14 protein-coding genes and 1 pseudogene are annotated in these 13,900 nt (G+C 73.5%); 8 read left to right on the forward strand and 7 right to left on the reverse strand.

Going from position 1 to position 13,900, the window contains the following annotated elements:
• The first annotated feature begins 8 nt into the window (after window positions 1-8).
• The gene (locus AC07CM_RS09600) at window positions 9-881 is read left to right on the forward strand and encodes a class II fructose-bisphosphate aldolase (protein ID WP_478875785.1); all 873 of its coding nucleotides are present in this window, start codon (window positions 9-11) and stop codon (window positions 879-881) included.
• Here the strand turns inward: AC07CM_RS09600 and AC07CM_RS09605 are convergent.
• Window positions 878-2,014: a methyltransferase gene (locus AC07CM_RS09605; protein ID WP_478876122.1), complete on the reverse strand. Its 1,137-nt coding sequence runs from the start codon at window positions 2,012-2,014 to the stop codon at window positions 878-880. The two genes, AC07CM_RS09600 and AC07CM_RS09605, sit on opposite strands and share 4 nt — an antisense overlap.
• A 78-nt stretch (window positions 2,015-2,092) precedes the next feature.
• On the opposite strand from AC07CM_RS09605, the gene AC07CM_RS09610 reads away from it, so the two are divergent.
• The 3 genes from AC07CM_RS09610 to AC07CM_RS09620 are packed head-to-tail and all read left to right on the forward strand — an operon-like array spanning window position 2,093 to window position 4,758.
• On the forward strand, window positions 2,093-2,743 hold the full coding sequence (locus AC07CM_RS09610; protein ID WP_478875786.1) for an alpha-ketoglutarate-dependent dioxygenase AlkB family protein: 651 nt from the start codon (window positions 2,093-2,095) through the stop codon (window positions 2,741-2,743).
• Window positions 2,744-2,791: 48 nt separating this feature from the next.
• The gene (locus AC07CM_RS09615; protein ID WP_478875787.1) at window positions 2,792-4,030 is read left to right on the forward strand and encodes an ROK family protein; all 1,239 of its coding nucleotides are present in this window, start codon (window positions 2,792-2,794) and stop codon (window positions 4,028-4,030) included.
• Window positions 4,027-4,758 (forward strand): NUDIX hydrolase, encoded by a 732-nt coding sequence (locus AC07CM_RS09620; protein WP_478875788.1) that lies wholly within the window; start codon window positions 4,027-4,029, stop codon window positions 4,756-4,758. Before AC07CM_RS09615 ends, AC07CM_RS09620 begins: the two co-directional genes overlap by 4 nt.
• Before the next feature lie 51 nt (window positions 4,759-4,809).
• Here the strand turns inward: AC07CM_RS09620 and AC07CM_RS09625 are convergent, their stop codons facing one another.
• On the reverse strand, window positions 4,810-4,998 hold the full coding sequence (locus tag AC07CM_RS09625) for a DUF1272 domain-containing protein (protein WP_478875789.1): 189 nt from the start codon (window positions 4,996-4,998) through the stop codon (window positions 4,810-4,812).
• 117 nt (window positions 4,999-5,115) lie between these two features.
• Window positions 5,116-5,301 (reverse strand): annotated as a pseudogene (locus AC07CM_RS09630) (phosphotriesterase family protein); the annotation flags it as partial.
• A gap of 185 nt (window positions 5,302-5,486) precedes the next feature.
• Between AC07CM_RS09630 and AC07CM_RS09635 the strand changes: the two are divergent.
• Genes AC07CM_RS09635 through AC07CM_RS09645 form a run of 3 tightly spaced genes read left to right on the forward strand, consistent with a single transcriptional unit; the run spans window position 5,487 to window position 9,084 of the window.
• Window positions 5,487-5,780 carry an SHOCT domain-containing protein gene (locus AC07CM_RS09635; RefSeq protein WP_478875790.1) on the forward strand — a complete coding sequence of 98 codons (294 nt, stop codon included), beginning with the start codon at window positions 5,487-5,489 and terminating at the stop codon, window positions 5,778-5,780.
• On the forward strand, window positions 5,777-6,526 hold the full coding sequence (locus AC07CM_RS09640; RefSeq protein ID WP_478875791.1) for an ABC transporter ATP-binding protein: 750 nt from the start codon (window positions 5,777-5,779) through the stop codon (window positions 6,524-6,526). The genes AC07CM_RS09635 and AC07CM_RS09640 overlap by 4 nt, the downstream gene beginning before the upstream one ends.
• On the forward strand, window positions 6,523-9,084 hold the full coding sequence (locus AC07CM_RS09645; RefSeq protein ID WP_478875792.1) for an ABC transporter permease: 2,562 nt from the start codon (window positions 6,523-6,525) through the stop codon (window positions 9,082-9,084). Before AC07CM_RS09640 ends, AC07CM_RS09645 begins: the two co-directional genes overlap by 4 nt.
• Window positions 9,085-9,661: 577 nt before the next feature.
• On the opposite strand, the gene AC07CM_RS09650 is transcribed toward AC07CM_RS09645, so the two are convergent.
• Window positions 9,662-10,213 carry an ATP-binding protein gene (locus AC07CM_RS09650; RefSeq protein WP_478875793.1) on the reverse strand — a complete coding sequence of 184 codons (552 nt, stop codon included), beginning with the start codon at window positions 10,211-10,213 and terminating at the stop codon, window positions 9,662-9,664.
• Between the two features lie 205 nt (window positions 10,214-10,418).
• Window positions 10,419-10,742 carry a hypothetical protein gene (locus tag AC07CM_RS09655; RefSeq protein ID WP_478875794.1) on the reverse strand — a complete coding sequence of 108 codons (324 nt, stop codon included), beginning with the start codon at window positions 10,740-10,742 and terminating at the stop codon, window positions 10,419-10,421.
• A gap of 375 nt (window positions 10,743-11,117) precedes the next feature.
• On the opposite strand from AC07CM_RS09655, the gene cds1 reads away from it, so the two are divergent.
• Window positions 11,118-12,242: an L-cysteine desulfhydrase Cds1 gene (gene cds1 / locus AC07CM_RS09660; protein WP_478875795.1), complete on the forward strand. Its 1,125-nt coding sequence runs from the start codon at window positions 11,118-11,120 to the stop codon at window positions 12,240-12,242.
• A 54-nt stretch (window positions 12,243-12,296) separates the two neighbouring features.
• On the opposite strand, the gene AC07CM_RS09665 is transcribed toward cds1, so the two are convergent.
• The gene (locus AC07CM_RS09665; RefSeq protein ID WP_478875796.1) at window positions 12,297-13,271 is read right to left on the reverse strand and encodes an alpha/beta hydrolase; all 975 of its coding nucleotides are present in this window, start codon (window positions 13,269-13,271) and stop codon (window positions 12,297-12,299) included.
• 141 nt (window positions 13,272-13,412) lie between these two features.
• A complete protein-coding gene (locus AC07CM_RS09670; RefSeq protein WP_478875797.1) occupies window positions 13,413-13,874 on the reverse strand; it encodes an SRPBCC family protein in 462 nt (153 codons plus the stop codon).
• Between the last annotated feature and the right edge of the window lie 26 nt (window positions 13,875-13,900).

A 13,900-nucleotide genomic window follows, 5' to 3' on the forward strand; every position in this document is an offset into this window, starting at 1 on the left:
GGCAAGCCGTGCCCCTCGCGACCACCGGCGAGCTGGTCACCCGAGCCGCCGAAGTCCGCTCCGCAGTCGCCGCGTTCAACATCATCACCCTGGAACACGTCGAGGCCGTCATCGCCGGCGCCGAATCCGCCCGCGTGCCCGTGGTCCTCCAAGTCAGCGAGAACGCCGTCAAGTTCCGCTACGGACGGCTCCTGCCGCTCGCCCGTGCCGCCGTCGCCGCGGCCGAACGCGCGGACGTCCCCGTCGCGCTGCACCTGGACCACGTCCAGAGCGACGACCTGCTGCGCCAGGCGCCCGAGGCAGGGTTCAGCTCGGTGATGTACGACGCCGCCCGCCTGCCCTACGCCGAGAACCTCGCCGCGACCCGGGCCGCGGCCGACTGGGCGCACGCCCAGGGGCTGTACCTCGAGGCCGAGCTGGGGCAGGTCGGCGGAAAGGCAGGTCAGCCCGCGCTGGACGCGCACGCGCCCGGCGCCCGCACCGACCCCGAGCAGGCGCGCGACTTCGTCGCCCGTACCGGGGTCGACGCCCTCGCCGTGGCCGTCGGCAGTGTGCACGCCATGACCAGCCGCACCGCCACCCTCGACCACGGCCTGCTCAAGCGGCTGTCCGCCGCGCTGCCCGTGCCCCTGGTCCTGCACGGCTCCTCCGGCGTGCCGGACGACGGCCTGGTCGCGGCGGTCGCCGGCGGCATCGCCAAGGTCAACGTCGGCACCGCCCTCAACGCGGCCATGACCGGCGCCATCCGGGGCTTCCTCGCCGCCCACCCGGAGGCCGTCGACTCGCGCAAGTACCTCAGCGTGGGCAGGGAGGCGATGGCCCGGGAGGTGGCCCGCATCATCGCCGTCCTGGGCCGCGACCTGGCCCGACCCGCCACCTAACCCCTCTTGACGGCCTTCAGCACCACGAACTTCGGATCGCTCGCCACCAGGCGGCTGTTCCCGAACAGCCGCTTGAGCGTGACGTGGTAGCCCAGGTGCCGGTTGCCGATCACCCACAGCTCGCCGCCGGGGCGCAGCGCACGCTTCGCCCCGGTGAACATGCGCCCCGCCGTCGCGTCGCTCGTCGCCTGGTGGGAGTGGAACGGCGGGTTGTTCATGACGAGGTCCACACTGCCCGGCGCCACCCCGGCCAGGCCGTCACCGACCCGGAACTCGGCGTGCCCGGGCACCCCGTTGGCCTTGTACGTCGCCTCCGCCGAGGCGACGGCCTGGAACGACTCGTCGACGAACAGCACTTCGGCCTCCGGATCGGCCAGCGCCATCGCCGTACCGACGACACCGTTGCCGCAGCCGAGGTCCACCACGCGCCCGGCGCCGGGTCCGGCCGGCAGGTGCCGCAGGAAGAACCGGGTGCCGATGTCGAGCCGGTCGGCGCAGAAGACACCCGCGTGGTTCACCACCGTGCGCCCGGATACCGCGCCGACGCCGTCCGGAAGGGCGTAGCTGTACGGCCACGGGTTGGCGGGCCGCTCCAGGGACGGGTCCGGGGCGCAGAAGATCAGCCGGGCCTTCTGCCGCGCCAGAGAGGTCCGGGTCGGCCCGAGGATCCGCTCGAACAGCCGCAGCGTGGAGGTGTGGATCTCCTTCACCATCCCGGTGCCGACGACCACCGTGTCCGCGTGCACGGCGGGGGCGAGCCGCAGCAGCTGGTCCTCGAGCAGGGCCAGGCTCTTAGGCACCCGCACGAGCAGCACGTCCACCCGCTCCGGCGGCGGGTCCTGGGTGGTGAGCAGGCGTACGGCACCTGGCTCGACCCCGGCCCGCGCGAGGTTCGTCCGGGTCGCCTCCTGGCTCAGGAAGGAGTCGGTGACCTGCGTCGGCCGGTGCCGTGCGAGCGCCGTCGCCAGCGCGCCCCAGCGGTCGCCCACCACCACGACCGTGCCCGTCAGGGGCACCCCCTCCTCGGCCAGATGCCGCAGCAGGTACGCGTCGGAGGCGTCCCAGGCACGCAGCCGGTCGCGGGGATCCTCGGGGAAGCGGGACAGCTCGAGCTCGCCCCACGGAGTCGTCATACGGTCGTTCATCGTGCTCCAGGCTAGCCGAGCCGCAGCTCAGGGCCGGTCGGTCGGGGCTCGGGCAGGATGGAGCGCATGGACGTGGAACTTTTCCCGCGGGAGCGGGCCGAGGTCGCGCCGAGCGCCGTGCACGTCCCGCACTGGCTCGACGCCGAGCGGCAGCGTGCGCTGCTCGCCGCCTGCCGGGAGTGGGCCAGGCCCCCGGCCGGGCTGCGCACCGTCCGCACCCCGGGCGGCGGCACGATGACCGCTCGGCAGGTCTGCCTGGGCTGGCACTGGTACCCGTACGCCTACGCCCGCACGGTCGTCGACGGCGACGGCGCCCCCGTCAAGCCGTTCCCGGCCTGGCTGGACGAGCTGGGCCGCGGCGCCGTCGCCGACGCACTCGGCACCGGTGCGGTCCCCGCGGAGTCGTACGACATCGCACTGATCAACCTCTACGACGGCGACGCCCGCATGGGCATGCACCGCGACGGCGACGAGAGATCGCACGCGCCGGTGGTGTCGCTGAGCCTCGGCGACACATGCGTCTTCCGCTTCGGCAACACGGAGACCCGTACGAAGCCGTACACGGACGTGGAGCTGCGCAGCGGGGACCTGTTCGTCTTCGGCGGGCCGTCCCGGCTCGCGTACCACGGAGTGCCGCGCGTGCGGCCCGGCACGGCGCCGCCGGAGCTGGGGCTGGCCGGGCGGCTGAACATCACCCTGCGCGTGAGCGGGCTGTAGATCGCGGTGCAGGCCACGACGGGCGCGGATCATGGGAGACTCGCCCTCATGAGCGGCAAGGCGGACCCCCGGCAGGCGGGGGAAGGGACCACCTCGAGAGCGCGGCTGGACCGGGGGCGCGGTGCGCTCGGACCCGCGCTGGAGCTCGTGCACACCGGGCGGGCGCCGACCCGGGCCGTGCTCACCGCCGAACTCGGGGTCACCCGGGCCACGGCCGGTGCGGTGGCCGCCGAACTGGAGGCGCTCGGGCTGATCCGTGTCGACGCCCGGCCCGGCGCGGCGGCCGGTTCCCAGGGACGCCCCTCGCACCGGCTGGAGGTCGCCGAGGACGGCCCGGTGGCGCTCGCCGCGCAGGTCCACGCCGACGGCTTCCGCGCCGCGCTGGTCGGCCTCGGCGGGCGGATCGTGGCGACCGCGCCCGGCCGCGAGACCGTGGACGCCGACCCGGCGAAGGTGCTGGGCTCCGTGGTGGAGGCGGGAGCCGAGCTCCTGCGTTCGACGGGCCGCCGCTGCGTCGGCGCCGGACTCGCCGTCCCCTCGGCCGTCGCCGAACCCGACGGCCTGGCCCTCAACCCCCTCCACGTGGCCTGGCCCGTCGGCGCTCCGGTCCGCCGGATCTTCGCGCAGTGCGTGCGCGAGGCGGGCATCACCGGCCCCGCCTTCGCGGGCAACGACGTGAACCTGGCCGCCCTCGCCGAACACCGGCACGGCGCCGGCCGGGGCGCCCGGGACCTGCTGTGCGTGGCCTCCGGCCACCGGGGCGTCGGCGGCGCCCTGGTCCTCGACGGCCGTCTCCACACGGGCAGTTCGGGCCTCGCGCTGGAGGTCGGCCATCTCACCGTCAACCCGGACGGCCGCCCCTGCCACTGCGGCAGCCGGGGCTGCCTGGACATCGAGGCGGACCCGCTGGCCCTGCTCGTCGAGGCGGGTCGCGCACCGGGACCCGAGGTGTCCCTGCTCCAGCAGGCCGACGACCTGCTGCGCACCCAGTACGCCGACCCGGCCGTCCGCACCGCCGCCCACACCCTGGTCGACCGCCTCGGGCTGGGCCTGGCCGGCCTGGTCAACATCCTCAACCCCGACCGCATCATCCTCGGCGGCCTGCACCGCACCCTCCTCGAGGTCGACCCCGGCCGTCTGCGCGCGGTCGTCGCCGACCGCAGCCTGTGGGGCCAGAGCGGCGGAGTTCCCATCCTGGCCTGCACTCTGGACCACAACAGCCTGGTGGGCGCCGCCGAGTTGGCGTGGCAGCCGGTGCTGGACGATCCGCTGGGGGCGCTCCGGTGACGGCTCCCGTGGTGGAGCTGTGGCACCCGCCGCGCATCCGCCTGGTCGAGACGGCCATGCCCCGGCTGACCCCGGGACAGCGCTCGGCGATGGACCGCCTCTGGGCGCAGGAAGTACGGGCCAACCCGGCGTTGTTCGACGGCCCGGTGGCAGCGCTGACGGGGCTGGAGCCGGACGGCCGGGACGGCCTGGTGCTGTCGTGGGCCCGGGCCACCTACCGCTTCCGCGCGCTGCGCCTGGTGCCGGGCGCACCCACCTGCTGCTCCCTCTTCGTGTCCGTGGCGCAGCCCTCCGGCGACGGACGTCTGCTGGTGGGCCGGATGGCGCCCTCGACGGCGGCTCCGGGACGCTGGCAGCTGCCCGGCGGTACCGTCGAACCGCCCGAAGGCGAGGACGAGTTGGACCTCGCCGGGCTGCGCCGGCACGCGGCACGCGAGCTGGCCGAGGAGATCGGCTCAGACACACCGGCCGATGCCCTGACCCTGTGGCTCACCACCCGGGGCGCGAGAGGAAACGTCGGCGTCATGTTCGTCGCCCCGGCGCGTCCGGCCGAGGAGTTGCGCGAGCGGTACGCGGCGCTGGCGAGGACGGAGACCGCCGACGGCCGTGATCCCGAGTTCGACCGGATCGAACTGATCCGCTCACCGGACGATCTGAAGGGGCTGGACGGGCCGCCCGTCGACTACCTGGAACCGGTCGTCCGCGACTACACCGGCATCCGGGCCTGATCCCCCGGGGCCCACCGAGCGGCCCCGCCCGCTCCGACCGGGCGCCCTCGGCTACGCGCCCTCGGTCACGCGACTCGGTCGGGCGACCAGTTCACCACCGCAGTTGGGGCAGATCTGCCCCATGGCCTCGCCGCACGCCACACAGAACGTGCACTCGTACGAGCAGATGCGCGCCGGACCGTCCGCCGGCAACCCGGCGGTCCCGCAGCGCTCGCAACGGTCGCGCATCTCCAGGGCCATGGCCGTCTCGTCTCCTCGAACCCGGGGTTGGTGGTGTCCGTCTCCCATCCTCCGCACGACGGTCGGCGCCGAAACCGTCCCGACGGACACGAAGCCACCGGATCGGGCCACGGCCGGTCACTTCGGGTCGACCGCGAACGCCCGCCCCGGATGCTCCGTGAGGATGCGGTCCAGCAGCCCCGCGCCCACCACCCCGGCCGGCCGCGGCCGCACCCGGCGCAGCAGGTACGGCATCCCGGGGCAGCCGTCCACCGACCGGACCCCGGCGGCCACCATGTCCCCGCCGAGCAGCAACCGGTCCCCTTACCCGGCCTCGACCAGGGCCGTACCGCGGGTCTCCGTCATTCCGCAGGGAGCAGTCGCGTCGCCCCGTCGTACTCCCGGGGAGGTACGCGCACTGTCGCCGGCCGCACGACGACCCGGGCGCCCCGCCGGAGGGAGTCTCGTGGCATCACCCGGAAACCCTGCCGACGAGGAGATGAACCGAGATGCAGACACTGGCGAACTGGGACGGCGGACCCGGCCCGTGGATCCTGTTCTTCCCGCTGATCTGGGCGGTCGTCGTGATCGGCGCCGTCACCTTCCTGCGCCGCACGGTCTGGCGAGGCCGCGGCGGCCCCTGGCGGGGCCCGGTGGACGGCGGCCGTCCGGCGGGCGACTCGCCGCTCGCGGTCCTCGGCCGCCGCTTCGCCTCCGGCGAGATCGACGAGGACGAGTACTGGCGCCGCCTCTCCGTCCTGGAGGAGCAGTTCGGCCGCGCAGGCAAGGGCGGTGCCGCATGACCACGACGACCGCACTGCGCACGGCGGCCCGCGTAGTGGGCGCGGTGAAGGTGTACGGCGGGGGCGACACCGCCGTACGCGCCCTGGACGGCGTGGACGTCGACTTCACCGCCGGGCGCTTCACCGCGATCATGGGACCCTCGGGCTCCGGCAAGTCCACCTTGATGCACTGCGCGGCCGGACTCGACACGCTCACCTCGGGCGCCGCCTTCATCGGTGACACCGAGTTGGGCGCGCTGGACGACCACCGCCTGACCCTGTTGCGCCGCGACCGGGTCGGCTTCGTCTTCCAGGCGTTCAACCTGGTGCCGACGCTGACCGTCGCGGAGAACATCACCCTGCCCCTGGACCTCGCCGGAAAGCGGGGCGACCGGGACTGGATCGACGGGCTCGTGGACGTCGTCGGGCTGCGCGACCGGCTGCACCACCGGCCCTCCGAGCTGTCCGGCGGACAGCAGCAACGCGTGGCCGTGGCCCGGGCGTTCGCGGGCCGCCCGGACGTCGTCTTCGCCGACGAACCGACCGGCAACCTCGACTCCCGCTCCGGCCGTGAGGTCCTCGGCCTCCTGAGCCGCGCCGTACGGCGGATGGACCGCACGGTCGTCATGGTCACCCACGACCCGGTGGCCGCGGCCCACGCCGACGAGGTCCTCTTCCTCGCCGACGGGCGGCTGGTCGACCGGATGCAGTCCCCGACCGCCGACAAGGTCCTGGACCGCATGAAGGCGTTCGAGGTGCGGTCGTGAACGCGGCGGTCCGACTCGGGGTCACCTCCCTGCGCGCACACCGCAGGCGCTTCGCCGGCACCTTCCTCGCGGTGTTCCTCGGTGTCGCCTTCCTGGCCGGCACCCTGGTCATGGGCGACACCCTCCGCTCCAGTTTCGGCAGCATGTTCGGCGAGGCCACCGGCGGCACGGACGCCGTGGTACGCGGCGCCGACGCCATCACCACACCCGGCGAAGTCCAGGGCGTACGGCGGCCCGTCGACACCTCGCTGGTCGAGGCCATCGAGCGGGTGCCCGGTGTGGCGGCCGCCGCCCCCAGCATCCAGGGCGCCGGCCAACTCGTCGGCGCCGACGGCGAACCCGTCGGCGGCCAGGGCCCGCCGACTCTCGCCGGCAACTGGATCACCGACCCGAAGCTCAACCCGTACCGGCTCGCCGAGGGCCGCGTCCCCGTGCGCTCCGGCGAGGTCGTGGTCAACCGGGGAGCCGCGAAGAAGGGCGGTCTGAAGATCGGTGACACCACCGTCCTGCGCACCCCGGACCCGGTACGGGTGACCATCGTCGGCCTCGCCACCTTCGGCGGCCAGGACGGCATGGCCCAGGTGACGTTCACCGGCATGACCCAGGCCGACGCCGAGAAGTACCTCACGGCTCGGCCCGGCCGGGCGGCCGGCATCCAGGTGCGGGCGGGTCCCGGGGTGGACCAGCGCGAACTGGTCCGGCGGCTGACTCCCGTGCTGCCCGGGGGAGTCGAGGCCATCACCGGTCAGCGCTCGGCCCAGGAGAACACCGACATGATCTCCAGCCAGTTCCTGACCCTCTTCACCACTTTCCTGCTCGTGTTCTCCGGTGTCGCCCTGCTCGTCGCGACCTTCTCCATCCACAACACGTTCGCGATCGTCGTCACCCAACGTGCCCGAGAGAACGCCCTGTTGCGCGCCCTCGGCGCCTCCCGCCGCCAGGTGACCGCGGCCGCGCTCGCCGAGGTCTGTGTCGTCGCCGTCACCGCCTCCGCCGCCGGACTCGCGGGCGGCGTCGGGATCGCGGCAGGACTTCAGGCGCTCTTCCCGGCGATCGGATTCCCATTCCCCGATGGCGACTTGGTGATAAAGACACTGTCGATGGCCCTGCCCCTCGTCGTCGGTGTCGTGGTCTGCCTGGGCTCCGCGCTGCTGCCCGCGGTACGTGCCGGCCGCACCGCACCGCTGGCAGCGCTGCGGGAGACGGCCGTCGACTCCTCCGGCGCCTCCCGCCTCCGCGCGATCGCCGGAACGGTCCTCGGCGCCGCGGCGCTGGCGGCGACCCTCACCGGCGTGTTCCTGTCGCCGTCCGTGTGGTCGGCCGGGCTCGGCGCGCTGCTGGCCCTGGTCTCCTTCGTGGTGCTGGGCCCCGTCGCGGCCACCACGGCCGTACGAGTCCTCGGTGGCCCTCTGCACCGGCTGCGCGGAGTCACCGGCGGCCTCGCCCGGCGCAACGCCCTGCGCAGCCCCAGGCGGACGGCCGCCACCGCGAGCGCGCTGATGATCGGCGTGGCCGTCGTGTCGCTGTTCACCGTGTTCGGCGCCTCCCTGAAGGCCACCATGGACCGGACCGTGTCCCGGTCGTTCGCGGGCGACGTCGCCGTCAGCACGCCCTCGTTCGGCGCGGGCGGCAGCGGGCTCAGCCCGAGGCTCGCCCCGGTCCTGGGGCGGCTGCCCGAGGTGGAGACCGCGGTGGGTCTCGGCCGCGGGGTCGCCGAAGTGGACGGCAGGGGAAGGGCGTTGACCGTGACCGACCCGGCCGCGCTCGCCCGCACCTTCGACCTCGGCCCGGTCACCGGATCCCTGCGTGAACTCGGCACCGACGGCCTCGCCCTGACCCGCGCGGAGGCCGACCGCCGAGGTCTGCACACCGGCGACACCACACGGCTCACCTTCACCGACGGAAAGACGGAGAACTTCACCGTCCGTGCCGTCTACGGCCGTTCCGAACTCGCCGGCGACTACGTCATCACCCGCGCCGCCTGGGCACCGCACCGCACCCAGGACGCCGACACGCTGATCGCCGTCACCTTCCGGCCCGGTGTGAGCGCCGACGCGGGGAAGGCCGCGGTGCGTCAGGCGGCCGCCCGGTACGGCAACCCCGAGGTGCAGACCCGCGACGAGTACGCGCAGTCCTCGGCCGGCGGCATCGACATGATGCTCACGCTCGTCTACGCCCTGCTCGCGCTCGCGGTGGTCATCGCCCTGCTGGGCATCGCCAACACGCTGAACCTCGCACTCCACGAACGCACCCGGGAACTGGGCCTGCTCCGGGCGGTCGGGCAGACCCGGGCGCAGCTGCGGGCCATGGTCCGCTGGGAGTCGCTCCTGGTCGCCGCATTCGGCACGGTCGGCGGACTCGTCCTCGGCGCCTTCCTGGGCTGGGTGCTTGTCAAGGCCTCCGACGGTGCGAGCGACACCGCGTTCGCCTTCGCGCTCCCACCCGCCCGGCTCGCCGTGGTCGCCCTGGTCGGCCTGGGCGCAGGCGCTCTGGCAGGCTTGCGCCCGGCCCACCGAGCGGCCCGCCTGGACGTACTCCGAGCCATCGCCACGGAGTGATCGCACGACGGCGCGGACCCGATGCGTGGTCGCGTCGGCCGGGGCGACCGACCGGCTACCGCGACCACGCGCTCGCGGTCCTGATGGCCCGGGGCGGACGGCCGACCGGTGGTCCGCCACGACCGATACGGATGAGACCGGCGGCAGTGTGCATCTCGCGCCGCAGCCGGGCGCTGCCCAGCCGCGCGGAGCCGCTGGTCGGCTGCGTCCAGCCTGTGGCGTGGCGTGCCGCGATCGCCGTCCCCTGCTCCGCGGGTTCGCCGACGCGAGTGCCCCGGCCGCCATCCGCTCTCACGGCGGATCGCCGGCGCGAGCCCGGACTCGTAACAGCCACCCCGCGATTCACCCGCGCAAGGAGCCCGACCTTCTTCCGCGGGCGGCAAGGCGGACCCCGCCGACCAGGCTGCTCCGACTGCGGGCGGCAAGGCGAACGGCGCACCCGGGACCGGGGGACCGGGCCCAGCCGGCGGGTCGACCGCCCGCGCCACGGTCCCCCCGCAGTGACCGACACGGCGCGCGGGCGGCAGGTCTCAGTGCCCCGTCGCCCGCGCGCCGTACCGAAGAGGTCACCGCCCGGTCAACCGGGGACGGCCGACCGGGCGGGAGTCGGTGCGGCGGCCGAGGCGTGGGCCACCACGGGGGTCGGAGCGGCGGGTACCGGCGTCGGGGCCGGCTGCTGCTCGGTCGTACGTCGGGGCGAGCGGGCCGGCTGCAGGCGCGTCGTGGACGGCGCGGGCAGTGTGAACCACACGACCTTGCCGTCGTCGCCGTCCGGTCGCGCCCCCCAGCTCTCGCTCATCGCCGCCACCATCGCGAGGCCTCGGCCACAAGTGGACAGCGGGGCGGCGTCCGCCGCTTCGGCGACCACCGGAAGGCGCGGGTCGTGGTCGCGCACCGAGACCGTGAGCCGGTCGAGCAGCAGTTCCAGCTCGACGGTGCACGACTTGTCCGGCCGGGCGTGCCGGTGGACGTTGCTGAGCAACTCGGTCACACCGAGCGCCGCTCGGTCTATCAACGGGTCCAGATGCCAGTAGCGCAACTGCGCAGATACGATTCTGCGGACCTGGCCGATCCGCGACGGCAGGGCTTGGAGCTCCACCGTGCAGTGCCTGCTTGGGTGACTGATCACGGCTGCGACTCCCCGATGTGAGGTCCGGAGGAACCGGAAGAACACGGAGAACAACGGATCCAGCAGGGTGCTTGCGTCCAAACGTCCGCCTGCTGTCGTGGCCGGCGGGCTGGTTCGCAGCGTTATCGCCGGTAAACCCAGAGTGACGTGAGACCAGCGTGACGCAGCGGATGCGCTCCCGCAACTCGCCGCGACAGGGTCCAGGTCAGCCGCCGCGTCCCGCCGCCCGTCGTACCGCCTCGATGAACCGCCGTGCCGCCGGCGGCCCCGGCTCGCCCGGAGCGGGGTCCTGCTCGCCCAGCGTCAGCAGGTACCGGTTGCCGTTGAGGTCGGCCAGCGCCCGGTCCTCCGGGGCGAACCACGGCTTGGAGGCCCGCACCGCCTGCACCGGCGCACTGTCGATCTCCGTGCCGTAACTGGTGAGCAACTCCAGCCTGCCGTCGCTGATCCGGACCTTTCCGGCCCGGGTGAGCGAACGCAGCCGCTTGCCGATCCGCACGCCCGTGGCCGTGAACTCCGGCTCCGCCATCCTTCGCCGCCCCCTTGCGCCTCGCTCGCGGACCCCGGCCCGCGTGGGTCCGGATCCGGCCCGTGTCCGGTCGTACCGCCCGGGGTCGTACCGGCTCTGGTCATCCAGTGTGCGCCCCCGTTCGGGACGATCGTCCCGTCCGGTGCAGTCTGCCCCGATGCGGCCTGGAGCACCAGTACGCACGGGGCGCGTGCGACGGGCGCCCGGAGCACTCGCGCCAATGCGCCCCCGAGTGCCTCGCACGGGTGTGCCCCAGCGTGCCTTTGGGTGGCTCAAAGAAGCGTTTATGCAGGTGGGAAGCGGTGTGAAAGATGCTTATGCTCGAGGTGTCGGCCGCGCCAGTCGTCGTCGGCGCCCACCGTAAGGAGCCCCGCCGTGAGCACCACCCCACAGACCCGGACCGGCGCCACTCTCGACGTCGACCGCAGCGACGCCGCCTACCGTGACTGGCTGAAAGAAGCCGTCCGCAAGGTGCAGGCCGACGCCAACCGCTCGGCGGACACCCACCTGCTGCGCTTCCCGCTGCCCGAGCGGTGGGGCATCGACCTGTACCTGAAGGACGAGTCGACGCACCCCACCGGCAGCCTCAAGCACCGTCTCGCCCGCTCCCTGTTCCTCTACGGTCTGTGCAATGGCTGGATCCGGCCGGGCCGCCCGGTGATCGAGGCGTCCAGTGGCTCGACGGCCGTCTCCGAGGCCTACTTCGCCAAGCTGATCGGCGTGCCCTTCATCGCCGTCATGCCGCGCACGACGAGCGCCGAGAAGTGCCGCCTGATCGAGTTCCACGGCGGGCAGTGCCACTTCGTGGACGACTCCCGGAAGATGTACGAGGAGTCCGCCCGCCTCGCGATGGAGACGGGCGGTCACTACATGGACCAGTTCACCTACGCCGAGCGGGCCACCGACTGGCGCGGCAACAACAACATCGCCGAATCGATCTTCCGCCAGCTGGAGCTGGAGCGGTTCCCGGAGCCGGCCTGGATCGTCGCGACGGCCGGCACCGGCGGCACCTCGGCCACCCTCGCCCGCTATGTGCACTACATGCAGTACGACACCCGCATCTGCGTGGCCGACCCGGACAACTCCTGTTTCTTCGAGGGCTGGACCACCGGCGATCCGGACGTGACCTGCGACTGCGGCTCCCGCATCGAGGGCATCGGCCGGCCGCGCATGGAGCCGAGCTTCGTGCCCGGCGCCGTCGACCGGATGATGAAGGTCCCGGACGCGGCCAGCGTGGCCGCCGTACGCGCCCTGGAGCGGGCCATCGGCCGCAAGGCGGGCGGCTCCACGGGTACCGGCCTGTGGAGCGCGCTGAAGATCGTCTCCGAGATGGTCGCCCAGGGCCGCACGGGCAGCATCGTCACCCTGCTGTGCGACCCCGGGGACCGCTACCTCGACAAGTACTACTCGGACACCTGGCTGGAGGAGCAGGGCCTGGACATCGCCCCGTACGCGGCGGCGATCGAGTCCCTGCTGGCCACCGGCGTGTGGCCGGACTGAGCCGGCTCCCGAGCTCGCTTCCTGACCTTCGTCCGTGCCACCCGGGCCCGCTTCCTACCCCTCGTCCGTGCCGAGGGCCGCGCGGAGCATCGCGATGGCCTGGGCCACCGCGGCGCGGGTGGCCTGCGTGCCGCTGAGCGGGTTCAGCATCATGAAGTCGTGCGTGATCCCGTCGTAGCGGACCGTCGTGACGGGTACGCCGGCGGCCCGGAGGTTGGCCGCGTAGGCCTCGCCCTCGTCGCGCAGTACATCGGCCTCGTCGACGACGACGAACGCGGGCGGCAGCCCGGCCAGCTGCTCCCGGCTCGCCCGGAGTGGGGAGGCCGTGATCGCCGAGCGCTGGGCGGCGTCCGGCAGATAGGCCTCCCAGAACCACTCCATCGCCTTGGCGGTGAGGAAGTAGCCCTGGGCGAACTGCCGGTAGGAGGGCGTGTCCATCCCGGCGTCGGTGACGGGGTAGTAGAGCGACTGGTGGACGAAGCGGACGTCGCCGCGCTCCTTGGCCAGCAGGGCCAGGGCCGCGGTCATGTTCCCGCCCACCGAGTCGCCCGCCACCGCGAGCCGGGCGGGGTCGAGGCCGTGCTCGGCGCCGTGTTCGACGATCCAGCGGGCGGTGGCGTATCCCTGCTCCAGGGCGACCGGGTACTGGGCCTCGGGCGAGCGCGTGTACTCGACGAAGACGACCGCGGCCCGGGCTCCGACGGCGAGTTCGCGCACCAGCCGGTCGTGGGTGTCCGCGTTGCCGAGGACCCAGCCGCCCCCGTGCATGTACAGCACCGCCGGCAGTGGCCGCGTCGCACCCTGCGGCCGTACGATGCGCACCCGCACATCGCCGACTTCGGCGGCCACGGTGACCCATTCGTCGTCGGCGGCGAGCTTCTCGATCGGCTGTGCCTGGAGGTCGTCGAGCACCTGGCGGGCCTTCTCCGCGCCGATCTCGTACAGGAACGGCGGCTGGGAGGTGGCGTCGGCAAGTTCCTGGGAGGCGGTCTCAAGAACGACGTCGCCGGTGGCGGGCTGGACGGTCATGACGGAATTCCTCAGGTCGGTCCGGATTGCGTACCCTCACCAGCATGAGTCCGGCCCACGGGGCTCGCATCCGTGGAACGCCGCCCCGGGCCGGCCGGGAGGCGCCGTGGGCTCGGGCCGGCCTGATCCGGAAGGAAGGCCCTAGCCGAGCCGTCGGTCCAGTGCCCTGACCGCGTCCCGGAACGCGCGGCCCACGCCCGGGCGTACGAGTCGGCACACGAGGCGGAACGCGGCCGTGCCGTCGAGGGCGAAGGTCATCCGCATCCGGGTCCCGGCGCCCGCGGGGGAGAGCCGCCACTCCTCGATCCATGCCCGGGCCCCGGGAGTGTTCGTCGCGTCGACGCGGTACGCGTACACCTCGGGTGCCTTCGCCACCAGCACCGACTCCTCGAAACGGATCCCGCCCCGCAGTCGTACCTCGCGCCCGCGCTCGGTCGGCCGGGCCGACGACACCGCCGAGAACCACTCCGGCCAGCCCGACACGTCCTCCGCGAGCGCCCGGAAGACCGCGTCCGGAGCGGCCGCGACCTGCCCCGTGAACACGAACCGCACGGGGGCGGTCTCGACGAATTCGCCCCCCACCGGGCGCAGACGGTGAACCATGCTGACGAACCCCCTCGTGAAGTCCC

The sequence above is a fragment of the Streptomyces sp. NPDC044061 genome (assembly GCF_056434305.1).